Raw genomic sequence first — 23,425 nt, forward strand, 5'->3', positions numbered from 1 at the left:
CAGGCCCGGGGCAAGACCGCCTTGCACGGTTGGAGTAGTCGATCAGCAAACGCAGGAGTTACGTCGGCACACGGTCGATTCCGATCATCCGACGGGCAGATTCGCGACTCGAAGGGCGTGCAACAGGTCACGATGATGAGCCCCCGAGAGGGCTTCGGCGGCTCGGAGCAGCCGGGGCGCGAACCACCGGGGATCCCGGCGGGCGAGCCGGGCCGACTCCTCGGCGGTGCGGACCCGGACGAAGGCGGTGAGCAGGGCGTCGGCCTCCGGGGTGTGACCGGCCTCCCCGAGGACGAGGGCGATCTCGGCGATCTCGGCGGCCGGGCGGGCCGCGCCCTGGCGCAGCAGGGCGTCGCGGTCGGCCGGCCCGAGCACGGCGGCGACCGCAGCGAACCGGGCGGGCGGCAGCGAGGCCGCCTCCCAGAGCAGGGTGGCCCAGTCCGCGGCCAGCCCGGCCCGCGCCAGCTCCTCCCCCAGCAGCACCAGCCGCTCGGCGGGCCCGGCGGCGGCCTCACAGAGCAACGCATGCGCCTCCCCACTCCGCCCTTGCCCCCGCAGAGCCACGAGCCCCTCCACGAACCCCGCGACCACCTGAGCGGGCACCCCGTGCGGGTCCCCGCCGGGGGCTGAACGGACCCACTGGGCGGAGCCGCCCTGCGGACCACCGCCGGGAGCGGAGCCGGCCGACGGGGCGGAGTCGGCGTGCGGGCCGTCGGCGAGGGCGGATCCCGCCCAGCGCCCGGCATGGGCCTGCGGATCACCACCGGAGGCGGAACCGGCCCACGGGGCGGAGTCGGCCTGCGGGCCGTCCGCGCGGGTGGATCCCGCCCACTGCCCGGAGTCGGCCTGCGGATCACCACCGAAGGCGGAACCGGCCCACGGGGCGGAGTCGGCCTGCGGGCCGTCCGCGCGGGCGGATCCCGCCCACTGCCCGGAGTCGGCCTGCGGGCCACCGCCGGAGGCGGAGCCGGCCCACTGCCCGGCATCGGCCTGCCTGCCACCGCCGGAGGCGGAACCGGCCCGCTGGGCGGTGTCGTTGTGCTGGCCGTCGGCGCGGGCCCGGTCCGGCCACGGGGTGGGCTCGCCCTGCGGGTGGGGCCGGAGCCCGGGGTCGGAGGCCCTGCCGGGCGAGGGGGCGTGTCCCGTGCTCCAGGCCGGGGCACCGGGCCCGCGTCCGCCCTGGCCGGTGGCGGCGGAGGGCTGCCCTTGGTCCGGCACTTCGGAGGCCGTACGGGCGGGCTCGTGCGGGGCTCCGTGAGCCCGGCCGGCGTGTCCGGACCCGTTTGCCGAAGCGTCCTGCTCCGGCCCCGGGTTGCCCGCCGGGGCCGGGTCGGCCGCCACCCGGGCGGGCCGCCCGAAGCGGGCGCCGCGCAGCGGCGTGGCGGACGCCGGGTGCCCCGGGGGCACGGACACGGCCCGGGCTTCCGGTGCCGCCGCGCCCGCGTACCGGGCCCCGCCGCTCCGCCGCGCACCGCGCAGCCACCGCCCCTCGGCCCGCCCGACCGGCTCCCCCGCCGCTTCAGGCGCCGAGGCCGCTTCCGGCGCCGGGCCCGATGCCGGGGCTGACGCCCGGCCCGAAGCCGCGTCCGACGTCGCGCCCGGCGTCCCGTCCGATGTCCCGTCCGACGCCGCACCCGACATCCGGCCCGACGCCGCGCCCGGCGTCCCGTCCGGCACCCAGTCCGATCTCCCGTCCGACGCCCAGCCCGACGCCGCACCCGACACCCGGCCCGATGCAACGCCCGAAGCCGCGCCCGGCGTCCCTCCCCGCGCATCCCCGGGCCCACCGGCCCACGCCGCGTCCCGGGGCCCCGTCTGCGTGCTGCCGCCCTGCGCGCCTTCCCGTGGGCCCGGCCACGCCGTGGCGGGCGTTGCGCCCGGGGACGTTGCCGCGCGCTGTGCGGGTACGGCGTTCAGGGGGTCCGGCGGCGGCTGGTGGCCGGGGCGGTCGGGTCCCGGGGTCACCGCTCGCAGGCGGGCCGTCAGGTCCTCGTGGCGGGCCGCCGCGCGGGCGGCGTCGTCGCGGGTCCAGGAGAGTTCCCGGGACAGGGCCTCCGCCTCCGCCGGGTCCGCCGATTCCGCGAGCCGCGCCGACAGCACGCGCAGGGCCGCCCGGGCCCGGGCCTGCTGCTCGGCGGCCGATGCGAGCAGCGTGCGCAGCTCCTCCACCCCGCCCGGCAGCCGGTCCCAGACCCCGACGGCCCGCAGACCGGCCGCGTACTGCGTCTCCCGGGCGATCGCCACCGCGCCCGTCGTGGCGGCCAAGTCGCCGAGCAGCGACTCCAGCACGTCCCACGGAGGCATCGCGGCCCCGTCCAGACAGGCCCGCATCCCCTCCGGGTCCCGCCGCAGGAACTCCCCGTACCAGCCCGTCCCGGGATCCAGTCGCTGCGTCAATCCCCGCATGTATCCGGAGAGTTGGCCGATCACCTGCGAAATCGCGGTCTCCATCCCCGCATTGGACCCCACGGGTGTTACGGGCGGGCTACAGGAGTCTCAAAGCTTGACGGCGGGCGGGGCAAGCCTGACCGCGATCGCGGTGTGAGGCCGCCCGCGCCGGACGATGGCGGCCGGCACGTCGAGCATCCAGAACTGCCACGTGTACTTGCGCAGCATGAGCTTCCGCACCCGCTTCAGCCCCGCTTCGTCCAGCAGCCGCGCCTCGCCCTCGAACACCGCGGCCCCGTCGGCCACCCGCCCGCGTACGTCGCAGGCCACGACGGTGACCCGCCCGTCGTTGCGGATCCGCTTCACCTTCCACGCGTCGTCGCGCGTCCACACGTACAGCTCGTCGCCGTCCGCCACCGCCCACACCGGCGTGGCCACCGCCGTGCCGTTCTTGCGGAAGGTGGTGAGACTGACGTACTTCGCCCTGCCCAGCTCCACGATCGTCATGCGCCCGACCCTACGCGGCCGGTCAACGGGAGGTGACGGCCCGCTCCAGCAGGCTCCGCAGCATGCCCTGCTCCTCCGGGGCGAGCCCGGACACCGGCGAATCCACGGAGAGGAGGTCGAGGAGCCGGGCGCGCAGGGCGGCGCCCTCGGGCGTGAGGACGAGTTGCTTGGCGCGGCGGTCGGTGGGGTGCGGGTGCCGCTCGATCAGGTGCTGCTTCTCCAGCTTGTCGACGACGAAGGTGGCGTTGGAGGGCTCGCAGCTCATGCGCTCGGCGAGGTCCCGCATGGTCATCGGCCCGCTCATCTCGCGCAGCGCGGTGGCCTGGGACGCGGTGAGGCCCAGCGTGGCGGCGCGCTCCCGCACGTGCTCGGCGATCCGGTGGGCCAGCCCGTCCACCAGCCCGCACAGCTGCCGCTCGGCGATGGCCTGGCGCTCGGGAGGTGTCGTCATGGGGCCAGTTTAACAAGTCCCTCAAGCCAGAATATTTACAGCTTGAATGATTCAAACTTGATGTTTATGGTTGGCCCCACCACCCCGGCAGACCGGCCCGGGGCGGCCTGACGACCACTCACGCAGGAGCTCTCATGCCCGATTTGACGACGAAGCGCGACGAACGACTGCACCGGCCCGCGGGAATCCGCTCGCTGTGGCTGGGCGACACGAAGGTCTCCTACGTGCCGGACGGCGACGTACGGCTCCGGCCGCTGCCGCTGCTCCCGGACACCACCGACGAGGTCTGGGCCACCCACCCGGAATACCTGGATGCCGCGGGCCACCTCGTGGCGGGCGTCGGCGGCCTGCTGGTGGAGCACGGCGGCCGGGCGCTGCTGATCGACGCGGGCTTCGGCCCGCAGACGTTCCGCGCCCCGGACGGCCCCCTCGGCGTGATCCACGGTGGCGCGCTCCCCGGCAGCCTGGCCGCACTCGGCCGCGCCCCCGAGGACATCGAGGCGGTGGCCTTCACCCACCTCCACTCCGACCACATCGGCTGGGCCGTCCACCCTTCCCCCGACGACGGGCTCCCCCTCTTCCCCCGCGCCGAGTTCCTGATCGCCGAGCCCGAGTGGGACCGGCTCGACCTGCTGGCGGCCGAGGGCACGACCGAGCGGGTCGCCGCCCTCGCGCCGCGCGTGCGCACGGTCAGGGACGGCCAGGAGGTCTTCCCAGGCGTGCACCTGCGGATCACCCCCGGCCACACCGTCGGGCACGCCGAGTACGTCATCACCGGGGGCGGCCGGCGCCTGATCGCCTTCGGCGACGCCGTGCACTCGCCGATCCAGATCGATCACCCGGACTGGTCCTCGGCCTTCGACCACGACCTCGCCCGGACCGCTGTCCACCGCCGCCGGCTCGTGGCCGAGCTGGCGGAGCCGGACACCATCGGCTTCGGCATCCACTTCGCCGACGTGGTGTTCGGACACGTCCGCCAGGGCGGCGACGGCCCGGCCTGGCACCCCGTGGACGCCTGACCGGAGCCCCCCGGCCGCGCCTCAGGCGACCGGCGCCGCCTCCCCGTGGGTGAGGGTCTCCCACGCCACGAACAGGTCGTCCGTCCCGGCCGGCCGCGTCTTCTCGACCAGCTCGCGGGTGTACGGGAGTTTCGCCCCCGTCCGCACCGCGTAGTGCTGGAGCGCGACTTCCAGGTCGGGCCCCATCGTGCGATCGAGCTTGCCGCCGCACAGCCACTCGGGGGCTTCTTCGCCCAGCTGGTACTTGGAGTGGAACTCCAGTGCCGCTCGGAGTCGCTCGCCCTGCTCCCCGTACAGGTCGACGCCCTGGTGCCAGGCCGTCTCCGCGATGTGCGCGGACGCCGCGAGCGCGTAGCCGACGTGCATGAGGTTGCGGCAGGTCTCCTGGGCGACGCCGTCGACGTACGTCCCCTGGCCGAACCAGTACGCCGTGACCTTGTCCGGCGAGTCGATGGCGGTGCGCGGCGGGGCCAGCGGGTGCACGCCGTCCCGCTTGAGGTAGAAGTACGCCGGAACGCGCTCCCGGAACCGCTCCAGCGACTCCTCGAAGACGGCCCGGTCCTCCAGGAAGACGGAGATGCCCAGGGCGGCGTCGGTCATGGCCAGCTCCCAGTTGCCGTTGTACGCCGGCACCTGCGCGCGGACGGCCGGAAGGTAGGCGGTGCGCAGCATCTCCTTGAAGCGGGCGACCCGTTCCTCCCCCCACGCCGGGTAGTCGGCGTGGATGATCTCGGCGGCGCGCGCCCAGGTGGAGCCGGACCAGGCGGCCTGGAGGCCGGCGTTGTCCTCGGCGTGGCGCTTCATCACGGCCGACCAGCCGTCCATGATCTGCACGGCCTTGCGGGCGTGGGAGGTCTTGCCGTTCACCGACCACAGCAGGGCGTGGGTGTAGGCGGCGATCGCGTCCTGGCGTTCGTCCAGACAGGGCTGCGGCCCCGCGTTGAAGGGGCAGGGCACCACGTCGGCCGGGTGCGCCCGGTAGTCGAGGGAGGCGTAGCGGCTCTTCAGGAGCGCCTGGTACGCCGAGTTCCACGGCTCCTTGCCGGCCGCGACCATCTGCTGCGCGTGCTGGAGCCGGGTGTGGCTGACGACGACGCCCGGGTGGCGGAAGACCACGTCGCCCGGGTCCTTGGCGTGGGCCCGGCCCTCGGGCGCGGCGCATGCCGCGAGGAGCAGGCCGCCCGCGAGGAGGGCGCCCACGAGTCCGAGGCCGAGTCGCTTGGATGTGGATGCGTTCATGTCTGACACGCCTTCACGCTTGCCCCGCGCCCCGGCCCTCCCACCGCCGATTGGGCCGTTCGGCCCGTGGGCCCGCCCTAACGGCACGCCGAAGGGCGGGCCCGGCGGCCGAACGGCCGCACGGCCGCGGCCCGCCCGCTCCGCCGGACCTCACACGGGCACGAGGGCGCAGCGCCGCATCACTTCGTCCAGGGAGAGCCCGAGCGCCCCCGCCAGGGCGGCGACGGTGAAGAAGGCCGGGGTCGGGGCCCGGCCGGTCTCGATCTTGCGGAGGGTTTCGGCGGAGAGTCCGGCACTGGCCGCGACCTCGACCATGCTGCGGCCACCGCGGGCCGTGCGCAACAGGGCACCGAGCCGCTCGCCGCGCTCGCGCTCTTCGGGGGTGAGGGGGGTACGGACCATGCCCACATCCTACCCCGGAGCCCAATAAGTATCCCGTTACAGTTATACCGGTATAGTTATTGGAATGGTGGAACTGAAGACAGACCAATCGATCGACCGGATGCGCGCCGCGGGCCGCGTCGTCGCGCACGCCCTCGCCGCCGTCCGGGAACGGGCCGCCGTCGGGGTGTCCCTGCTGGAGCTCGACCTGGCCGCGCGCGAGGTGCTCCGCGAGGCCGGCGCGAGCTCGCCCTTCCTCGGCTACCGGCCGCGCTTCGCCCCGGTCCCCTTCCCCGCCGTCATCTGCGCCTCCGTCAACGACGCGATCGTGCACGGCATCCCCGACGGCTACCGGCTGCGCGACGGCGACCTGGTGAGCATCGACTGCGGCGCGAAGCTGGGCGGCTGGGTCGGCGACGCGGCCGTCAGCTTCACCGTGGGCCGGGCCCGCCCCGAGGACCTGCGGCTCATCTCGGCCACCGAGGCGGCCCTCGCGGCGGGCATCGCGGCCGCCCGCCCCGGCAACCGCATTGGCGACATCGCCCACGCCATCGGCACGGTCGGCCGCGCCGCCGGGTACGGCATCCCCGACGGCTTCGGCGGCCACGGCATCGGACGCTCCATGCACGAGGAGCCGGGCGTGCCCAACGAGGGCCCGGCGGGGCAGGGTACGAAGCTGCGCGCCGGCATGGTGATCGCCATCGAGCCGATGCTCATCGCGGGCGGCACGGACGACTACGCCTGCGACGCGGACGGCTGGACCCTGCGGACCGTCGACGGCAGCCGCGCCGCGCACGCCGAGCACACGGTCGCGATCACGGCCGCCGGCCCGAGGATCCTCACCGCCCTCTAGGCCCTACGGCATCCCCTACGGCGTCCCCTGCGGGTGGACCACCATCGCCGAGCCTCCGCCCCGCCGGGTCGTCTCGGCCGCGGCCAGCCACCTCCCGTCGGGCAGCCGCTGGACCCCGGTGGCAGCGCCGATCTCCGGGTTCTGCCGGAAGCCCTGTCCGAGCGCCTCCAGCTCGGCCCGCACCGGGCTGTTCCACAGGCCCGGCTCCAGCTCGGTGGTGGTCTGGTTGCGCTGACTGGCCCGCGGCGCGGCGATCGCCTCGACCAGCGGCAGCCCGCGGTCCAGGTGCCCGGTCAGGGTCTGGAGCACCGTGGTGATGATGGTCGCCCCGCCCGGGGAGCCCAGCGCCAGCACCGGGCGTCCGTGCTCCAGCACGATGGTCGGGGACATCGACGAGCGCGGCCGCTTGCCGGGACCCGGCAGGTTGGGGTCGGGGACGCCGGGCGCCGCCGGGGCGAAGGAGAAGTCGGTCAGCTCGTTGTTGAGCAGGAAGCCGCGCCCCGGGACGGTGATGGCGCTGCCGCCGGTCGACTCGATGGTCAGTGTGTAGGAGACCACGTTGCCCCAGCGGTCCGCGACGGTCAGGTGCGTGGTGTTCTCGCCCTCGTACGTGGTCGGGGCGGCCTGCCCGGAGCCGCCGCAGGCGACCGGGTTGCGGGGATCCCCCGGAGCGAGCGGGCTGGTCAGCGCCTTGGCCGGGTCGATGAGGCAGCCGCGCGTGTCCGCGTAGCGCTGCGAGAGCAGCTCCTTCGTGGGCACGTCCTCGGCGGCCGGGTCGCCGACCCAGCGGCCGCGGTCGGCGAAGGAGATCCGGGAGGACTCGATGAAGCGGTGCAGGTACTGGGCTTCGGTGAGCGCGCCGAGGTCGGTGCGCTCCAGGATGTTCAGCGCCTCGCCGACGGTGGTGCCGCCGGAGGAGGACGGGGCCATGCTGTACACGTCCAGGCCGCGGTAGCCGACCCGCGTCGGGTCCTGGCGCTTGGTCGCGTACGCGCGCAGGTCCGCGGTGGTCAGATCGCCGGGGCGGACCACGCGGGTGGCGGCCGGGTCCACCGGGGGCGTGCGCACGGCCCGGACGATGTCCTCGGCCAGCGGGCCCCGGTAGAGCGCGCCCGCACCCTTGCGCCTCAGCTCCGCGTACGTGGCCGCCAGGTCGGGGTTCTTGAAGGTGGAGCCGACCACCGGGAGGGCTCCGCCGGGCAGGAAGAGCTTGCTCGTGTCGGGGAAGTCCCGGAAGCGGGCCTCGTTCAGCTCGGTCTGGGCCCGGAAGGTGGAGTCCACGGTGAAGCCCTCGCGGGCCAGCTTCTCGGCGGGCTTGAGGAGTTGGCCCAGCGAACGGGTGCCCCAGGACTCCAGCGCGCTCTGCCAGGTCGCCGGGGTGCCGGGGACTCCGACGCCGCGGCCGCTGGTCTGGCCCTCGGCGAAGGGGATGGGCAGGCCGTTCTCCTGGAACAGCCCGGCGGTGGCCGTCGCCGGGGCGGTCTCGCGGCCGTCGATGGTGCGCACCCGGCCGGAGCGGGCGTCGTAGTACACGAAGTAGCCGCCCCCGCCGATGCCCGCGGAGTACGGCTCGGTGACCCCGAGCGCGGCGGCCGTCGCGACGGCGGCGTCCACGGCGTTGCCGCCTGAGCGCAGGACGGCGATGCCGGCCGCACTGGCGTCGGCGTCGACGCTGGCGACGGCCCCGCCGTAGCCCGTGGCCACCGGGACCTTGGGCGGGGTGGGGCTCTTCGACGACGGGGCGTTCGCCCCGGTCGAGACGAGCGCCCCGGCGAGCGCGACGAGCGCTAAGTGACGTGCCGCGGGACCACGCATACGGTTCCTCCAGTCGACTGCCTGTCAGACCTTCGTGCGGCAGCCTAACTTCCGTGCACCCGCCGCGTCATGAAGGCCGTGTGACGACTACCATCCGCCGCATGAATGAGGACGTCCGCAACATCGTGCTCGGGGTGATCGCCACCGCGTGCAGCGGCGGGTTCGGCTGGTTCACCCGGACCTACCTGTGGCGCCGTGCGCTGCGCCGCAAGCAGGCCTTCTTCGGGCTGCCCACCGGCTCGGACTGCCTGTTCGTGGTCAACCGGCAGATGGGCGGCACCGATTCCTCCCTGCACCGCAACGACGCCTTCGCGCTGCTGGAGATATCCGCCCTGATCAAGGACTGCGGGGCGAACGTGCAGATCGTCACCCACGACGGAGCCCGTCAGGGCTTCGGCGAACGGGCCGAGTTCTGCGTGGGCGGCCCCTCCTCCAACGCCCGGACGACGGCCCATCTGGCCTCCATGCTCCCCGGGGTGCGGATCATCGTCTCGAGCGATCCCGCACCGGACCGCGGGGCCATCACCGTCGGCGGGGAGACCTACCGCTGGGAGAAGGGCCTCGTCGAGCACGTGCTGCTGGCGCGGCTGACGACCGGGCGGGGGTCCCGGCCGGTGTTCCTGCTGAGCGGGCAGACGGCCATCAGCAATCAGGCCGCGGCCCGCTACCTGGCCCGGCACCACCGGAAGCTGGCCGACTCCTACGGAGACCGCTCCTTCTGCATCCTGCTCAAGGTGGTCAACTCCGATGCCTACGGCCCCGATGTGACCGAGCTGGTCGCCGACGTCACCACCGCGGCCCGGACACCCGCAGCGGCAGCCGTGTGATCCCGTTGATGAAGTTCGACACCAACCGACGGGGCGGGCCCGCCAGTTCCGGTGCCGGCATGGCGGCGATCCACTCCTCGTAGAGGACGCGGAGCTGGAGCCGGGCGAAATGTGCGCCCAGGCACACGTGCGGGCCGTCGCCGAAGGAGACGTGCGGGTTCGGTGCGCGGCCGAGGTCGAGACGGCCCGGGTCGGTGAACACGCGCTCGTCGTGGTTGGCCGAGGCGTGGAAGACCACCACCTTGTCGCCGGCCCGGATCCGCTGCCCGGCGAGCTCGGTGTCGGCGGCGGCGGTGCGGCGAAAGCTCAGCACCGGCGGGTGGACGCGCAGGAGTTCCTCGACGGCCCGGTCCAACGGGGACCGGCCGTCGGCGAGTCCGGCGTAGGCGTCCGGGTCACGGGCCAGGGCGAGCAGGCCGCCGGGCGCGGCGCTGCGCACGGTGTCGTTGCCCGCGACGGTGAGTAGGAAGAAGAACATCTCCAGCTCCGCGTCCTCCAGCCCGGCGAGCGCGAGGGTGGTCATCACGTCGTCGCCGGGGTGGGCCCGTTTGTGCGCGGCCAGTTCGCGGGCGTACCCGAACATCTCCCCCAGCAGCGCCGGCGAGCGCGGGTTCAGCGGCTTGCCGTCCGGGCCGAGCAGCGGAGCCGGGGCGTCTTCGGGATCCTGGTATCCGATGATCCGTACGGTCCACTCCAGCAGCAGCCCCCGGTCGGCGGCGGGAACGCCCAGCAGGTCGGTGAGGTTCAGCAGCGCGTACGTGTCGGTGACGGTGTGCACCAGATCGGCGGCCCCGTCCTCGGCGGCTTCGCGGGCGGCGCGCAGCAGCGTACGGGCCCGGCCCCGGACCCGGGCGGCGAAGGCGTCGACGCGGGCCGGGGTGAAGGCGCGGGCCACGGTCCGGCGCAGGGTCCCGTGCTCGGGGGGATCCTGGTTGAGCATGGTGCGCCGCAGGAACGGCAGGTCCGCCGGGTCGGGGTCGCGGATCTGGGTGGCGCCCAGGTGCGAGGAGTACGTGCGGTGGTCGCGCAGGACCCGGACCACGTCGGCGTGCCGGGTGACGGCCCAGAAACCGGGGCCGGCGGGCCAGCCGAGCACCTCGGGCTCGCCCTGCCAGGCCACCGGGTGCCGGTCGCGCAGCAGGCGGTAGCGGTCGTACGGGACGCCTTCGCCGTAGAGGCGCGGGTCGAAGACGTCGGGGGCCGGTCCTTGGTCCATGCGCACACGGTGGCGGGGAGCGGCCCGGCCCGCAAGGGGCCCCGCGGGGGTCGGCCGGGGCTCAGCCCTCCGGCCTGACCTGGCACACGGCGCTCCCCTCCTTGCCGTCGGAGCCGATGAGGAGGATCTCGGGGGCCGGGCTGACGCTCACCGCCTGGAGGGCCGTGCACGCCAGTTGACGGCGGGCCGGTCCGGACAGCGGCTCGACCGGGAGGGGCAGGACCACGCGGAGGGTCTTGTCGTCGGCGGCGACCTTGACCGGCCCGCGGGCCGTGCCCTTGGCCTTGGGGTCGGGAGAGTTGACGTCCGGAACCGGGATCTCGGTGGTCAGACCGGCCTCCCGCGCGACCTCGCCCGGCCCCTCCAGCAGCATCCCGATCGTGAAACCGACGTCCGGCCGCGGCACGCGGTCGGTGGCCGGGACCGGGACCAGCGCACCGTCGGGCGCGATGAAGTACAGCAGGCCCGGGTCCGGGGCGGTGGCCAGTTTCACGGTCCCGGCGCGGCCGCTCTCGACGACCCCGGTGGTGGCGATGCCGCAGCCGGTGGCGAACAGCAGCGGGACGGTCAGCGCGGCCGCGGTCACGGCCCTGCGCAGGCGGCTCATACGCGGGCCTCCAGCGGCATGTCGAGGATGAAGAGCGCGCCGCCGCCGGGGCCGTTGGCCGCGTGCAGGGTGCCGCCGTGCAGGCGGACGTTCTCCAGCGTGATGGCCAGGCCCAGGCCGCTGCCCGTGGAGCGGGTGCGGGCGGCGTCGGCCTTGAAGAAGCGGTCGAAGATGTGCGGCAGCACCTCGGGGGCGATGCCGGGCCCGCTGTCGGCGACCTCGACGAGCAGCCGCTCCCCCTCGGGCCGGGTCTCGGTGCGGACGCCCACGCGGACCGGGGCCCCGCCGTGTTTGAGGGCGTTGCCCACGAGGTTGGCGAGGACCACGTCGAAGCGGCGCGGGTCGAGCCGGGCACGGACGTCGGGGGGCAGGTCGGTGCTGACCCGCCCGTCGGTCCAGTGGCGGCGTTCCAGGGTCTTGGTGACGGTCTCGGCCAGGTCGACCTCGTCGAGGTTGAGCTCGGCGGCGCGGGCGTCGAAGCGGGAGATCTCCATGAGGTCCTCGACGAGCACGGCGAGTTTCTCCGTCTCGGCACTGATCAGGCGCAGCGCCTTGGCGGTGTCGGCGTCGAGCTCCTCGGCTCCCTCGTCGAGGACCTCGGTGACGGCGAGCATCCCGGCGAGCGGGGTGCGCAGTTCGTGGGAGACGTCGGCGGCGAAGCGGCGGGCCCGGGCTTCGGCCTCCCGGAGTTCGCTGACCGACTGTTCGAGTGCGCGGGCCGTCTCGTTGAAGGTGCGGGCGAGTCCGGCGAGTTCGTCGGAGCCGCGCACCTCGATCCGGGTGTCGAGCCGGCCGCGTCCGAGCCGCTGGGCGGCCTTGCGCATGTCCCGTACGGGCCTCAGGACGCTGCGCGCCGCGAGCAGGGCCGGGATCAGGGCGATCGCGAGACCCGGTACGGCGCCCGTGCGGGCGGCGGTGACCAGGGCCTCCACGGTGGTCTGCTCGCTGTCCAGGGGCAGGACCGCGTAGAAGACCGCACCGGTGGTCTCGTAGACCTCGTGGTGCTTGAAGACGGCGGGCATGCCGACGACGAGGGAGAGGTTGCCGTTGCGGTCCTGCGTGCGCTGGAAGGCCCCGTGCGGATGGGCGGTCACCTGGCTGCGGAGCTGTTCGCTGATGGAGGGCGAGGTGGTCGCGCCGCCCGGGTTGGACGTGGCGCGGAGCTTTCCGTACTCCCCGTAGACGATCCAGGGGTGCGGCTGGCCGCGCTTGCCCAGTTCCCCGACGAGCCGCTGGAGCTCCGCCTGCCCCATGGGCAGTTGGCTGTACTGGGAGTCGACCAGGTCGCGCAGGGTGCTGACGGCGGTGTCCTGGCTCTGCTTGAGGATCGCGTTGCGGGCCTGCTGGTAGGTGAGCGCGGCCGTGCTCACCGCGCAGATGGCGGCGACCAGCAGGAAGGCGGCGATCAGCCGGGTGCGCAGGCCCAGCGGTGCGAAACGTGTCATGCGGGGCGCTTACAGCGGGCCGAAGCGGTAGCCGAAGCCGCGCACGGTCTGGATGTAGCGGGGGGCGCCGTCCGGGTCCTCGATCTTGTGGCGCAGGCGGCGTACGCAGGCGTCCACCAGCCGGGCGTCGGCGTGGTAGCTGTGCTCCCACACGTATTCGAGGAGCTGCTGGCGGGAGAAGACCTGCTCGGGCGAGGCCGACAGGTGCAGCAGGAGCTTGATCTCGCTGGGGGCCAGGGGAACGCGCTCGCCGTTCTTGGCGACGGTGAGCCCGGCGCGGTCGACGGCCAGCTCGCCGTGGAACTCCACGTCGGGGCGGCCGCCCGCGGGCTCGCTGAGGCGGCGCAGCACGGCCTTGATGCGGGCTTCGATGACCTCGGTGCGGGCGGGTTTGACGATGTAGTCGTCGGCGCCGGCTTCCAGGCCGACGACTATGTCGAAGTCGTCCCCGCGTGCGGTGAGCATGATGATCGGGACCTGGCTGGTCTCGCGGATCCGGCGGCACACCTGGACGCCGTTGATGCCGGGCAGCATGAGGTCGAGCAGGACGAGCTCGGGGTGGAAGCTCGACATGAGGCCGAGTCCGGCTTCGCCGGTCTCGGCGGCGCTCACGTCGTGGCCCCTGCGGCGCAGGCCGAGACCCACGCCCTCCCGGATGGAAGGGTCGTCCTCGATCAGCAGTACGCGTGGCATCGGGTCAGTATTCCAGGGTCGTCGATCGGTCCCCTCCCGCTTTCGGCCGATGTCTCGCGGCTTGGGCGGGTCCCGGCTAGCGGCCGGTCTTGCGTCGTACGGAGTCCAGCAGGTCGGTGATCTCCGTGAGCCGCAGGGGGCGGGCGAGGAGTACGACGCCGAGGACGATCACCACGGTTCCCGCCGCGACCCCGGCGAAGTTCCCGAGGGGCCCGGCCAGGTTCCCGAACCGGTCGACGGAGCGCGCGGCCGCGTACCCGGCGGCGCCGGCCGGGGCGCAGGCGGCGAGGAGCCGCAGGTGGGTGCGGAGGGCGGTGCTCCGGCGCTCCGTCCGGGTCCCCGTGCGCGGGCCGAGCCGCCGGGACAGGACGTACGCGGTGACGGCAGCGCCCACGGTGAAGGCGATCGAGCAGGCCGCGGCCATGCCGGTGACGGCCCAGCGCGGCGGCAGCAGGAGGTACGCGGCGGCCGAGAGCCCGGCGTTGAGGGCGGCGATGGTGAGGTTGAGGAAGAAGGGGGTCCGGGTGTCGGAGAGGGCGTAGAAGCCGCGGGAGAGCACGTACTGCGCGGAGTAGGCGATCAGGCCGGGCGCGAAGGCCGCGAGCATGCCGGCCATGACGGCGACGTCGGCGGGGCCGGTGCGCCCGTACTCGAAGACGCTGCCGGTCACCCAGGGGGCGAGGGCGGCGAACAGCGCGGCGGCCGGGACGATCAGGGCCGCGCTGGAGCGCAGCGCGTAGGAGACGTCCTTGCGCACGGCCCCGAGGTCGCCGTCGGTGGCCGCGGAGCTCATCCGGGGCATGAGGGCGGTGACGAGGGAGACGGTGATGACGCCCTGCGGGACCATCCACAGCAGGTAGGCGTTGCTGTAGGCGGTGTATCCGGCGCCGCCGGCGAGGCCCTCGGCGACGGCGTGCGCGCCGGTGGCGGTGGAGAGCCGGGTCACGACCCAGTACGCGAGCTGGTTGGTCAGGACGAGCAGGACGAGCCAGCCCGCGTTGCGCAGCGGGCGGGCCAGTCCGCTGCCGCGCCAGTCGAAGCGGGGGCGCCAGCGGAAGCGGGCGGCGCGCAGCGAGGGGACCAGGCCGAGGGCCTGGATGACGATGCCGGCGGTGGTGCCGATGCCCAGCAGCCGGGTGTCGGCGGCGCTCAGGCCGTCGCCGGCGCCGTGGGAGACGGTGAGGAAGAGTCCGAAGACGGCGATGACGACGAGGTTGTTGAGGACCGGGGTCCACATCATGGCGCCGAACCGGCCGCGGGCGTTGAGCACCTGCCCGAGCAGCGTGAACAGCCCGTAGAACAGGATCTGCGGGAGGCAGTACCGGGCCAGGGCCACGGTGACGGACTCCTGGGCGCCGCTGTAGCCGGTGTACACCGAGACGATGAGCGGGGCGGCCAGGACGGCGGCGGCGGTGAGGACCAGGAGCGCGGCCGTGCAGACGGTGAGCAGCCGGTCGGTGTAGGCGGCGCCGCCGTCCTCGTGCTCCTTGGCGGCGCGGACCAGCTCGGGGACGAAGACGGCGTTGAGGGCGCCGCCGATGAGCAGGATGTACAGGATGTTCGGGACGGTGTTGGCGACCGCGTAGCCGTCGCCGAGCAGGGTGGTGCCGAGGGCGGCGACGATCACGGCGGAGCGGACGAAGCCGGTGGCGCGGGAGACGACCGAGCCGGCGGCCATGAGCGCGCCGCTGCGCAGCACCGAGGTCTTCTTCGGTGCCGCGCGGTCGGTGCGGGGCTCTGCCGCGGCATCTGCGGCCTCGGCGGCCTCGGCCGCTCTGGGGTCTGCGAGGGTCACCGGCGGGCCATGTACGCCTGGAACGCCTTGTAGAGGGCCGTGTTGGCGTATCCGTCCATGGAGGTCTCCCACTCGCCGAGGGTTTCGACGACCTGTCCGCCGGTGCCGAGCTTCCAGCGCAGCAGCCCGAAGGAACGTTCGTCGGGGTCGAGGGTGGAGGGTACCCCGCGCATGTCGTATTCGTCCGCTCCGAGTGCATGTGCGTCACACATCATGCGCCACTGCAGGGCGTTGCTGGGGCGGACCTCGCGCCGATGGTCGGCGGAGGCGCCGGTCTGGTACCAGACCCGGCTGCCGGCCACGATCATGGTGTGCGCGGCGAGGATCTCGCCCTGGTGAACGCCCAGGTAGAGGCGCATGCGGCCGGGTTCCTCGGCGTTCAGGGCCTCGTACTGCTGCTGGTAGTACGCGAGCGAGCGGCCGAGCCGGAAGCCGTCGCGCTCCTCGGTGATGCGCAACAGCCGGTAGAACTCGGGCAGCTCGGCGGCCGTGCCGACGACCGTCTCGACCCCCGCCTTCGTGGCCTTGCGCACATTGCGCCGCCACTCCTGGTTCAGGCCCGACCACAGGTCGTCGCGGGTGCGCCCGGCGAGCGGGACGCGGAAGACGTGGCGGGGCTGGGCATCGCCGTCGTCCTCGCCTCCGCAGCGCTTCCAGCCTCGGGTGCGCAGCCGGTCGGCGAGCGCGGCGCCGACCGGGTCCACCTCGGTGGCGAGCACGTCGGAGATCTGCCGGCCCGGGCCGGTGCCCGCCTTGGCGGTGGCCGCGTCCCAGCGGCGGTAGGCGGGGGTGGGCCCGATGCGGACGGCGAAGGCGCCGGAGGCCTTGAGGTGGTTCTTGAGGGGGGTCAGCCAGCGGTCGATGTCGGGGTCCGCCCAGTCGGCGACGGGCCCTTCGGGGAGGTAGGCGAAGTATTTGCGGGTGCCCGGGAATTGACGGTAGAGAACGAGCCCGGCACCTTCTATTTCACCGCCGGGACAGTGCCATCCGACCCTTTCCGACCGCCAAAGGTCCTTTACCGCACCCCAGGACGGGTACTGGAGAAAGCTGGCCCGCCCGTGCCGCGAAAGGAAACCCCGGTATTCCGCTTCGGACAGCGGGCGCACGGTGAGCTCCCTGTCCCGGCTTCGGGTCTGGTCCTGCTGGGTGGGGGTCACGAGCAGTGCACACACGGCTGACCGGCCTTCCTGTACGTCCAAATCGGTGGATGCACAGGACTCTCACAGGTGTCCATGACCGCCGTGCGCGGCGATTGTGACCGGACGATGACCGTATCGCTGCGGTCCATGTCACACGGGAAATACTGAACTTTTCTTCATCTTCCGCAACCTAGAGTTGCCCCGTTCGCATCTTCTTTTGCGGACGATCATTACTTCGGAGGGGTTTTCGTTGAGCCGCACACGCCGGGTCTTCTCTGTACGCAGCCGCACCGCCGTGGCGGCCGGCACCGCATTGCTGGCCGCATCACTGGCCGCCTGCGGGGGCGGCGCCGCTTCGGGGGGCGCGGCCAAGGCGGAAATGAAGCCGAAGCCGGACATGGCGGTCTCGGTGAACCTCACCGGTGACCAGGTCAAGGCGGGCGCGCCGGTGACCGTGACGATCGCCGAGGGCAAGCTCGCGGCGGTGAAGGTCACGGACGCCAAGGGCGGCGAACTGGCCGGGCAGATATCCGCCGACGGGAAGACCTGGACCTCGCAGGGCAACGCCCTGCCCTCGGCCGACTACAAGGTCGAGGCCCAGAACACGGACAGTCAGAGCGCCACGACGACGTTCAAGACCTCGGCCCCCGACAAGGTCAACAAGGTCTCGATCAACATCCCCAAGGGCAGCACCGTGGGCGTGGCCATGCCGGTCTCGATCGTCTTCGACAACCCGGTGAAGGACAAGGCCGCGGTCGAGAAGCAGTTGAAGGTCACCACCTCGAACAACACCGAGGGTTCCTGGGGCTGGATCACGGACTACTCGGGCAAGGACCGGGTGGACTGGCGGCCCAAGGAGTACTGGAAGTCCGGCACCGACGTGAAGGTCCAGATGAACCTGAACGGCGTCGACTCCGGCCCCGGCGGCGGGATGTTCGTCAAGGACTACAACACCGAGTTCAAGATCGGCAAGGACCGCGAGGTGAAGGTGGACCTCGACACGAAGAAGGCGACGGTCACCGAAGGCGGCCAGGTCGTCAGCACCATCCCGATCTCGGCGGGCACTCCCGGCGGCAAGAAGGCCTCCTGGGACGGGAAGATGGTGCTGATGGCGAAGGAGGGCACCATCCGGATGGACTCCCAGACGGTGGGCCTGGGCGACTCCTACGACAAGATGGTCGACTACTCGATCCGGTTGACCTGGTCGGGCATGTACGTGCACGCCGCGCCGTGGAACACCGCCAACTTCGGCCGCGCCAACACCAGTTCCGGCTGCGTGGGCATGAGCGACGAGAACGCGAAGGCGTTCTTCGCGGCGGCCCAGGCCGGCGATCCGTTCGAGGTCGTGGGGCAGGGCTCCAAGGGCAATCCGGACGTCGGCAACGGCTACGGCGAGTGGAACCTGACCTGGGAGCAGTGGCAGGGCAAGAGCGCCCTCGCCGGGACCCCGCAGGTCGGCTGATCCACGCGAGTTGACCATCGTTCAATCGTTACCGCCACGTAACTTACTCATGGGTTACTTCCGGTAAGCCCCTCCCGTTACCGTCGGGTCACTTTGACACCCCGGCACACGCGAGGAGCGATCGATGGTCCGCACGGTCCGCACCACCAGCACCGCGACTGCCCTGGCAGCCGTACTGGCAGCAGCCGCCCTGGGCCTGGCCCCCCATCAGGCCCAGGCGGCTCCCGCCACCACGACCGCCACCGCCTCGGAGGCTTCTTCCGAGCTCCGGTTCCACGACATCCCCGGCTCCGGCGGCATCACCCTCAAGGGCAACGTCTTCACCCCGGCGGGCGCCGGAACCGGCACGACGTATCCGCTGATCGTGCTGCCGACCAGCTGGGGCATGCCGCAGATCGAATACATCGCCCAGGCCAAGAAGCTCGCCGACTCCGGCTACGTGGTGGTCAGTTACACGTCCCGCGGCTTCTGGCTCTCCGGCGGAGAGATCGAGACCGCCGGCCCGGCGGACACCGCCGACGTCTCGGCCGTCATCGACTGGGCGCTCGCCAACACCCCGGCCGACGCCGCGCACATCGGCCTGGGCGGGGTCTCGTACGGCGCGGGCATCAGCCTGCTGGCCTCCGCGAGCGATCCGCGCATCAAGGCCGTGGTCGCGCTCAGCGGCTGGGCCGATCTCATCGAGTCCATCTACTCCGGCCGCACCCAGCACCTCCAGGCCGCCGCCCTGCTCGGCGGCGCCGGCTTCCTCACCGGACGCCCCGGCCCCGAACTCCGGCAGATCCTCGGCGACTTCCTCGGCTCGAAGCTGGACCGGGAACCGCAGATGATCGAGTGGGGCAAGAAGCGCTCGGCCGCGGAGAAGGTGGACGCCATCAACGCCAACGGCGCCGCGATCATGCTCGGCAACGCCTGGGGCGACACCATCTTCCCGCCCAACCAGTACGCGAAGTTCTTCGAGAAGCTGACCGGCCCCAAGCGCCTGGAGTTCCGCCCCGGCGACCACGCCACCGCCGAGGCCACCGGGCTCCTCGGACTGCCCAACGACACCTGGACCAACGCCCACCGCTGGTTCGACCGCTACCTCAAGGGCGCGGCCAACGGCATCGACGCCGAGGCCCCGGTACAGATCAAACCCCGCAGCGACGGCGGATACGAGGGCTACGCCGACTGGAAGTCGGTCGGCGGCGGCGGCGCCGAGAAGGTGATGCTCTCCGACAGCGAGCACCTCTTCACCGGCATCGACTCCGGCGCCAACGGCGGAGTCGTCATGCTCTCCAACCTGCTCGACCAGATCGCCCAGGCACCCCCCGTCGCCTCCATCCCGCTGCTCCCCCGCGCCTTCGCCGCCGTCTGGCAGTCGCCGCGCTACGAGGAGGAGCGCCGCATCCGGGGCACGGTCGCCCTGCACACCACCGTCACGCCCTCGAAGTCCGACGGCACCTTCGTCGCCTACCTCTACGACGTGGGCCCGCTCGGCATCGGGAAGCTGATCAGCAACGCCCCGTACACCTTCCACGGCAAGCAGGCCGGCCACCCCTTCGGCGTGGACCTGGAGCTCTTCTCCACCGCCTACGACGTCCCGGCCGGGCACCGCCTCGCGGTCGTCGTCGACACCGTCGACCCGCTGTACATCGAGCACAACCCGACCGGCGGGCAGCTGACCTTCTCCTCGCCGCGCACCGATCCCTCGTACGTCTCGGTGCCGCTGCGCGAGCAGTGATCCGCGGCTGCTGCCGTGCCGGGTGTGGCTCTGGGGTGCGCCCCTCGGGTCAGATCCGGCCCGGCAGCGCCGTTCCGGGGTCGGCCACGTCGATGTCGATGCCGACCGCCTTGGTCTTGGGGTTGCGGCGCTCGCGCCGGGCCACCCAGGTGGCGAACCAGGACAGGAGCATGCACATCCCGATGTAGATCGGCGAGATGATCATCACGACGGGGATGAAGGGGAGGTCGTAGTCGAGGTTGGAGGCGATCAGCTTGCCCGCGTGCAGGAACTCCTCGTAGGTGATCAGGTAGCCGAGCGAGGTGTCCTTCAGGGCGACCACCAACTGGCTGATGATCGTGGGCAGCATCGCCCGGACCCCCTGCGGGGCCAGGACGTAGGTCATCACCTGGGTCTTGCGCATGCCCAGGGCGTACGCGGCTTCGCGCTGGCCCTTCTCCACCGAGTTGATGCCGGTCCGGAAGACCTCGGCCAGCACCGAGCCGTTGTACAGGGTCAGTCCGGCGACCAGCGCGGGCAGCGGCTGGACCTTGAGCGCGACGAAGATGAAGAAGATCATCACCAGCACGGGCATGGCCCGGAAGAACTCCACGCACAGCGTGCACAGCCAGCGCACCGGCCGGTGGACCGAGAGCCGGCCCGTCGCGAGCACCGCGCCGAACACGAGCGAGAGCACCGAGGCGTAGGCGAAGGCCTTGAGGGTGTTCCACAGGCCCTTGAGCAGCAGCTCCTGGATGCCCTTGTAGGTGAAGGGGCTCCACTTGGCGGCGGTGAACTGGTTCGTGTCGAAGAGCAGGTAGAGCAGCCAGCCGATGAGCCCGAGGATGACGGCCGTCGAGGCGATCCCGTAGAGGAAGTGGCGGCGCTGGGCGCGCGGGCCCGGCAGGTCGTAGAGGGCGGTGGACTCCAGGTCACCGTGGAGCGCGTGCGCGGTCATCGGGCGACTCCGTAGCGCTTTTCGAGCACGTTGAACAGCGCGCTGATGGACAGGGTGATGATCAGGTAGCCGACCGCGATCCAGACGAAGGTCCAGATGATGCTGTAGCCCAGCTCGTTGAGGGTCTTGTACGTGCCCAGCAGCTCGGTGACGCTGAAGGCGCCGGCGATCGCGGAGTTCTTGGCGAGCGCGATCAGCGTGGAGCCGATGGGCGGGATGACGGACCGGAAGGCCTGGGGCAGGACGACGGTGCCCAGGGTCTGGCCGAAGGACATGCCGAGGGTGCGGGCCGCCTCGCCCTGGCCCTTGGGCACGGTGTTGATGCCGGAGCGCAGGACCTCGCAGATGAAGGCCGAGGTGTAGCAGCCCAGGGCCAGCACGGCGAAGAGCTGGAAGGGCAGGACCAGTCCGAAGCGGGGCAGGCCGAGCAGCACGGCGAAGAAGAGCAGGGTGAGCGGGGTGTTGCGCAGGATGGTCACCCAGACGGTGCCGAAGACCCGGAAGGAGCCGACGGGGGCGACGCGGAAGGAGGCCATCAGGAATCCGAGGACCAGGGCCAGGAGGGAGGCGTAGACCGTGAGTTCCACGGTGCCGAGGAAGCCCTTCCCGTAGAGCGAGAAGTTTTCGGTGAGTACGTCCATGGCGGTGCGGTCTCCCCTCAGCTCGCCGGGTAGCGGTCGATGGCGGGCGGTGTCGGCGCGGGCTGGCCGGAGAGGCCGAGCGTGGCCTCGTAGGCCTTCTTCCAGTTGCCGTTCTTCTCGTTCGCGGCGAGCGCGTCGTCGAGGGCGAACCGCAGGGCGTTGTCGGAGCGCGGGACGCCGATGCCGTAGGGCTCCTCGGAGAAGGGCTTGCCGACCACCTTGAGCTCCTCGGGGACCTTGGCCGCGTAGCCGAGGAGGATGGAGTCGTCGGTGGAGACGGCGTCGACCTGGTAGGTCAGCAGGTTGTCCACGCAGACCGAGTACGTGTCGTAGGCGACGAGGACGGCCCGCGGGAACTCCTTCTGGAGCCGCTGGTAGGGGGTGGAGCCCGCGGCCGAGCAGACCTTCTTGCCGTCGAGGTCCTCGGGGCCCTTGATGTCCGTCTCTCCCTTGCGCACCAGCAGGGACTGGCCGGCCATGAAGTAGGGGCCGGCGAATCCGACCTGCTTCTTGCGGTTGGCGTTGATGGTGTAGGTGCCGACGTAGTAGTCGATCTGGCCGTTCTGCAGGGCCGTCTCGCGGTTGGCGGAGGCGATCGTCTTGAACTCGATCGTCTTGGGGTCGAAGCCGAGCGAGGCGGACATCATCTTGGCGATCTCGATGTCGAAGCCGGAGTAGCGGCCGCTCGCGGGGTCCTTCTCCCCCATGTACGGCTGGTCCTCCTTGGCGCCGACCACGAGGTGGCCGCGCCGCTTGGCCTTCTCCCAGGTCGGGGAGGACGGCAGCTGAAAGCCGGCCTGGACCTGGTAGACGGGCAGGTCCTCGGGCTGCGGGCCCTTGACCGGCGGGCTGCCGGACTTTCCGCAGGCGGTGGCTGCCAGCAGCAACGCGGCCAGGGCCAGTACGCGCAGGGTGTGCTTCATCGGACCGCCCCTCAGTGCTTGAGGATCTTGGAGAGGAAGTCCTTGGCCCGGTCGCTCTCGGGGGCGGTGAAGAAGGCCTCCGGGGTCCGGTCCTCGACGATCTTTCCGTCGGCCATGAACACGACGCGGTTGGCGGCGGAGCGGGCGAATCCCATCTCGTGGGTGACCACGACCATGGTCATCCCCTCCGCGGCGAGCTGCTGCATGACCTCCAGCACCTCGTTGATCATCTCCGGGTCGAGCGCGGAGGTGGGCTCGTCGAAGAGGAGGGCCTTGGGGTTCATGGCGAGCGCGCGGGCGATGGCCACGCGCTGCTGCTGGCCGCCGGAGAGCTGGGCCGGGAACTTCTCGGCCTGGTTGGCGAGGCCGACCCGTTCCAGCAGCTCGCGGGAGCGCTTGTCCGCCTCCTCCTTCTTGCGCTTCCTCACCTTGATCTGGGCGAGGGAGACGTTGGCGAGGACCGTCTTGTGCGCGAAGAGGTTGAAGGACTGGAAGACCATCCCCACGTCCGCGCGGAGCGCGGCGAGCTCCTTGCCCTCGGCCGGGAGCGGCTTGCCGTCGAGCGTGATCGTGCCCGACTCGATCGTCTCCAGCCGGTTGATCGCCCGGCACAGGGTCGACTTCCCGGAGCCGGAGGGGCCGATGACCACCACCACCTCCCCGCGGCCGACGGTGAGGTTGATGTCCTGGAGGACGTGCAGTTGTCCGAAGTGCTTGTTGACGTCCCGCAGCTCGATCAACGGATCGACGGCCATACGCTGCCCTGCCCACTTGTCGGTGTGTCGAGGTCAGCGCAAACTATCCAGCCGCGGAAGGGCACTTCACCGCGACACGCCTAAAAGCCGCATAAAGGCCCGCGAGGTCAGCCTTCCGTGGCGGCTCGGGCTTCCGCGACGGCGCGGCGCTCCGCGCCGGCTCAGCCCTCCGAGGCCTCCGCGTAGGCCTGGCTGAGCTCGGGGGATCCCGTCATCGCCCAGGACACCCCCGACTCGACCACGTTCAGCTCGCGCCCCGAGGCCAGCCGGATCATCGGCTGCCCGTTGGGCCACACCTGCCAGGCGGCGCCCGGAACGGAGCGGATGATCACGGTCCCGAGGTAGAAGCCCGCGTCGTTGCCGAGCCACGGGGTGATCTCCGGATCCCGGCGCCAACGCGGCATCAGCTGGTCGATCTCCTCCAACGAGCGCGGGCTCTCGTCGAGTTCGAGCCCGGCCGAGCGCGCCTGGGCGCGCAGCATCTCGCATTCCGCGAACAGCTCGTTGATGCCCTCCGGATCGTCCGCGAGGGCCGCGGCGAGTCCCGCGCCCCGGTCCGTTTCATGTCGGTTGATCCAGTTGGCCAGGAAAGGGATGTTCATGGGGCCA

At 72.2% G+C, this 23,425-nt stretch carries 22 protein-coding genes; 5 read left to right on the forward strand and 17 right to left on the reverse strand.

The annotated features are described in order from the left end of the window. Positions 1-84: 84 nt before the first annotated feature. From ACE1OC_RS08695 to ACE1OC_RS08705, 3 genes are read right to left on the reverse strand one after another with little or no spacing between them, the layout of a single operon-like run. Positions 85-2,451, reverse strand: coding sequence for a hypothetical protein (locus tag ACE1OC_RS08695; protein WP_407836523.1), 2,367 nt, complete (start codon positions 2,449-2,451; stop codon positions 85-87). 45 nt (positions 2,452-2,496) lie between these two features. Next, entirely contained in the window at positions 2,497-2,895 is a 399-nt protein-coding gene (locus ACE1OC_RS08700) for a PPOX class F420-dependent oxidoreductase (protein ID WP_407836524.1), read from the reverse strand. Positions 2,896-2,917: 22 nt separating this feature from the next. Further along, positions 2,918-3,346 carry a MarR family winged helix-turn-helix transcriptional regulator gene (locus tag ACE1OC_RS08705; protein ID WP_250740478.1) on the reverse strand — a complete coding sequence of 143 codons (429 nt, stop codon included), beginning with the start codon at positions 3,344-3,346 and terminating at the stop codon, positions 2,918-2,920. Positions 3,347-3,480: 134 nt separating this feature from the next. Here ACE1OC_RS08705 and ACE1OC_RS08710 point away from each other — a divergent pair, with 134 nt between their 5' ends. Beyond that, positions 3,481-4,365, forward strand: a complete 885-nt coding sequence (locus ACE1OC_RS08710) for an MBL fold metallo-hydrolase (protein WP_407836525.1) — start codon at positions 3,481-3,483, stop codon at positions 4,363-4,365. 21 nt (positions 4,366-4,386) lie between these two features. On the opposite strand, the gene ACE1OC_RS08715 is transcribed toward ACE1OC_RS08710, so the two are convergent. Next, positions 4,387-5,604 (reverse strand): alginate lyase family protein, encoded by a 1,218-nt coding sequence (locus ACE1OC_RS08715; RefSeq protein ID WP_407836526.1) that lies wholly within the window; start codon positions 5,602-5,604, stop codon positions 4,387-4,389. A gap of 150 nt (positions 5,605-5,754) precedes the next feature. Beyond that, on the reverse strand, positions 5,755-6,006 hold the full coding sequence (locus ACE1OC_RS08720) for a helix-turn-helix domain-containing protein (protein ID WP_243339177.1): 252 nt from the start codon (positions 6,004-6,006) through the stop codon (positions 5,755-5,757). Positions 6,007-6,070: 64 nt separating this feature from the next. Here ACE1OC_RS08720 and map point away from each other — a divergent pair, with 64 nt between their 5' ends. Beyond that, positions 6,071-6,838, forward strand: coding sequence for a type I methionyl aminopeptidase (map, locus tag ACE1OC_RS08725; protein ID WP_407836527.1), 768 nt, complete (start codon positions 6,071-6,073; stop codon positions 6,836-6,838). 15 nt (positions 6,839-6,853) lie between these two features. Here map and ggt read toward each other — a convergent pair whose 3' ends face one another. After that, positions 6,854-8,653: a gamma-glutamyltransferase gene (gene ggt, locus ACE1OC_RS08730; RefSeq protein ID WP_407836528.1), complete on the reverse strand. Its 1,800-nt coding sequence runs from the start codon at positions 8,651-8,653 to the stop codon at positions 6,854-6,856. Between the two features lie 101 nt (positions 8,654-8,754). Between ggt and ACE1OC_RS08735 the strand changes: the two genes are divergently transcribed. After that, positions 8,755-9,480 (forward strand): hypothetical protein, encoded by a 726-nt coding sequence (locus tag ACE1OC_RS08735; protein ID WP_407836529.1) that lies wholly within the window; start codon positions 8,755-8,757, stop codon positions 9,478-9,480. Here ACE1OC_RS08735 and ACE1OC_RS08740 read toward each other — a convergent pair. The 6 genes from ACE1OC_RS08740 to ACE1OC_RS08765 all read right to left on the reverse strand — a co-directional run bounded on the left by ACE1OC_RS08740 (position 9,440) and on the right by ACE1OC_RS08765 (position 16,408). After that, positions 9,440-10,696, reverse strand: a complete 1,257-nt coding sequence (locus tag ACE1OC_RS08740; protein WP_407836530.1) for a cytochrome P450 — start codon at positions 10,694-10,696, stop codon at positions 9,440-9,442. The two genes, ACE1OC_RS08735 and ACE1OC_RS08740, sit on opposite strands and share 41 nt — an antisense overlap. A 61-nt stretch (positions 10,697-10,757) precedes the next feature. Further along, complete coding sequence (locus tag ACE1OC_RS08745) at positions 10,758-11,303, reverse strand: hypothetical protein (protein WP_407836531.1); 546 nt, start codon at positions 11,301-11,303, stop codon at positions 10,758-10,760. Then, positions 11,300-12,748 carry an ATP-binding protein gene (locus ACE1OC_RS08750; RefSeq protein WP_407836532.1) on the reverse strand — a complete coding sequence of 483 codons (1,449 nt, stop codon included), beginning with the start codon at positions 12,746-12,748 and terminating at the stop codon, positions 11,300-11,302. The genes ACE1OC_RS08745 and ACE1OC_RS08750 overlap by 4 nt, the downstream gene beginning before the upstream one ends. A gap of 9 nt (positions 12,749-12,757) precedes the next feature. Further along, positions 12,758-13,441, reverse strand: a complete 684-nt coding sequence (locus tag ACE1OC_RS08755; protein ID WP_407836533.1) for a response regulator — start codon at positions 13,439-13,441, stop codon at positions 12,758-12,760. A 76-nt stretch (positions 13,442-13,517) separates the two neighbouring features. Continuing rightward, positions 13,518-15,236 carry a murein biosynthesis integral membrane protein MurJ gene (gene murJ, locus ACE1OC_RS08760; RefSeq protein ID WP_407836534.1) on the reverse strand — a complete coding sequence of 573 codons (1,719 nt, stop codon included), beginning with the start codon at positions 15,234-15,236 and terminating at the stop codon, positions 13,518-13,520. Then, positions 15,233-16,408 carry a lipid II:glycine glycyltransferase FemX gene (locus ACE1OC_RS08765; protein ID WP_407836535.1) on the reverse strand — a complete coding sequence of 392 codons (1,176 nt, stop codon included), beginning with the start codon at positions 16,406-16,408 and terminating at the stop codon, positions 15,233-15,235. The genes murJ and ACE1OC_RS08765 overlap by 4 nt, the downstream gene beginning before the upstream one ends. Before the next feature lie 217 nt (positions 16,409-16,625). On the opposite strand from ACE1OC_RS08765, the gene ACE1OC_RS08770 reads away from it, so the two are divergent. Beyond that, positions 16,626-17,837 (forward strand): L,D-transpeptidase, encoded by a 1,212-nt coding sequence (locus ACE1OC_RS08770; RefSeq protein WP_407836536.1) that lies wholly within the window; start codon positions 16,626-16,628, stop codon positions 17,835-17,837. Positions 17,838-17,961: 124 nt separating this feature from the next. Beyond that, positions 17,962-19,560, forward strand: coding sequence for a CocE/NonD family hydrolase (locus ACE1OC_RS08775; protein WP_407836537.1), 1,599 nt, complete (start codon positions 17,962-17,964; stop codon positions 19,558-19,560). A 49-nt stretch (positions 19,561-19,609) separates the two neighbouring features. Here the strand turns inward: ACE1OC_RS08775 and ACE1OC_RS08780 are convergent, their stop codons facing one another. The 5 genes from ACE1OC_RS08780 to ACE1OC_RS08800 form a co-directional block, all read right to left on the reverse strand. Further along, the gene (locus tag ACE1OC_RS08780; protein WP_250740490.1) at positions 19,610-20,497 is read right to left on the reverse strand and encodes an amino acid ABC transporter permease; all 888 of its coding nucleotides are present in this window, start codon (positions 20,495-20,497) and stop codon (positions 19,610-19,612) included. Continuing rightward, entirely contained in the window at positions 20,494-21,138 is a 645-nt protein-coding gene (locus ACE1OC_RS08785) for an amino acid ABC transporter permease (RefSeq protein ID WP_250740491.1), read from the reverse strand. Before ACE1OC_RS08785 ends, ACE1OC_RS08780 begins: the two co-directional genes overlap by 4 nt. Positions 21,139-21,155: 17 nt before the next feature. Further along, entirely contained in the window at positions 21,156-22,061 is a 906-nt protein-coding gene (locus ACE1OC_RS08790) for a glutamate ABC transporter substrate-binding protein (protein WP_407836538.1), read from the reverse strand. Positions 22,062-22,072: 11 nt separating this feature from the next. Further along, positions 22,073-22,816 (reverse strand): amino acid ABC transporter ATP-binding protein, encoded by a 744-nt coding sequence (locus ACE1OC_RS08795; protein WP_250740493.1) that lies wholly within the window; start codon positions 22,814-22,816, stop codon positions 22,073-22,075. A gap of 161 nt (positions 22,817-22,977) precedes the next feature. After that, positions 22,978-23,418, reverse strand: coding sequence for a DUF6278 family protein (locus ACE1OC_RS08800; RefSeq protein WP_250740494.1), 441 nt, complete (start codon positions 23,416-23,418; stop codon positions 22,978-22,980). Between the last annotated feature and the right edge of the window lie 7 nt (positions 23,419-23,425).

Source organism: Streptomyces stoeckheimensis, assembly GCF_045822005.1.
In the GTDB taxonomy this organism is placed as follows: domain Bacteria; phylum Actinomycetota; class Actinomycetes; order Streptomycetales; family Streptomycetaceae; genus Streptomyces; species Streptomyces stoeckheimensis.

Bases quoted from the DNA above. Each gene is read 5' to 3' on its own strand.
- ACE1OC_RS08695 (WP_407836523.1), bottom strand. From the start codon at position 2,451: ATGGAGACCGCGATTTCGCAGGTGATCGGCCAACTCTCCGGATACATG.
- ACE1OC_RS08700 (WP_407836524.1), bottom strand. From the start codon at position 2,895: ATGACGATCGTGGAGCTGGGCAGGGCGAAGTACGTCAGTCTCACCACC.
- ACE1OC_RS08705 (WP_250740478.1), bottom strand. From the start codon at position 3,346: ATGACGACACCTCCCGAGCGCCAGGCCATCGCCGAGCGGCAGCTGTGC.
- ACE1OC_RS08710 (WP_407836525.1), top strand. From the start codon at position 3,481: ATGCCCGATTTGACGACGAAGCGCGACGAACGACTGCACCGGCCCGCG.
- ACE1OC_RS08715 (WP_407836526.1), bottom strand. From the start codon at position 5,604: ATGAACGCATCCACATCCAAGCGACTCGGCCTCGGACTCGTGGGCGCC.
- ACE1OC_RS08720 (WP_243339177.1), bottom strand. From the start codon at position 6,006: ATGGTCCGTACCCCCCTCACCCCCGAAGAGCGCGAGCGCGGCGAGCGG.
- map (WP_407836527.1), top strand. From the start codon at position 6,071: ATGGTGGAACTGAAGACAGACCAATCGATCGACCGGATGCGCGCCGCG.
- ggt (WP_407836528.1), bottom strand. From the start codon at position 8,653: ATGCGTGGTCCCGCGGCACGTCACTTAGCGCTCGTCGCGCTCGCCGGG.
- ACE1OC_RS08735 (WP_407836529.1), top strand. From the start codon at position 8,755: ATGAATGAGGACGTCCGCAACATCGTGCTCGGGGTGATCGCCACCGCG.
- ACE1OC_RS08740 (WP_407836530.1), bottom strand. From the start codon at position 10,696: ATGGACCAAGGACCGGCCCCCGACGTCTTCGACCCGCGCCTCTACGGC.
- ACE1OC_RS08745 (WP_407836531.1), bottom strand. From the start codon at position 11,303: ATGAGCCGCCTGCGCAGGGCCGTGACCGCGGCCGCGCTGACCGTCCCG.
- ACE1OC_RS08750 (WP_407836532.1), bottom strand. From the start codon at position 12,748: ATGACACGTTTCGCACCGCTGGGCCTGCGCACCCGGCTGATCGCCGCC.
- ACE1OC_RS08755 (WP_407836533.1), bottom strand. From the start codon at position 13,441: ATGCCACGCGTACTGCTGATCGAGGACGACCCTTCCATCCGGGAGGGC.
- ACE1OC_RS08775 (WP_407836537.1), top strand. From the start codon at position 17,962: ATGGTCCGCACGGTCCGCACCACCAGCACCGCGACTGCCCTGGCAGCC.
- ACE1OC_RS08780 (WP_250740490.1), bottom strand. From the start codon at position 20,497: ATGACCGCGCACGCGCTCCACGGTGACCTGGAGTCCACCGCCCTCTAC.
- ACE1OC_RS08785 (WP_250740491.1), bottom strand. From the start codon at position 21,138: ATGGACGTACTCACCGAAAACTTCTCGCTCTACGGGAAGGGCTTCCTC.
- ACE1OC_RS08790 (WP_407836538.1), bottom strand. From the start codon at position 22,061: ATGAAGCACACCCTGCGCGTACTGGCCCTGGCCGCGTTGCTGCTGGCA.
- ACE1OC_RS08795 (WP_250740493.1), bottom strand. From the start codon at position 22,816: ATGGCCGTCGATCCGTTGATCGAGCTGCGGGACGTCAACAAGCACTTC.
- ACE1OC_RS08800 (WP_250740494.1), bottom strand. From the start codon at position 23,418: ATGAACATCCCTTTCCTGGCCAACTGGATCAACCGACATGAAACGGAC.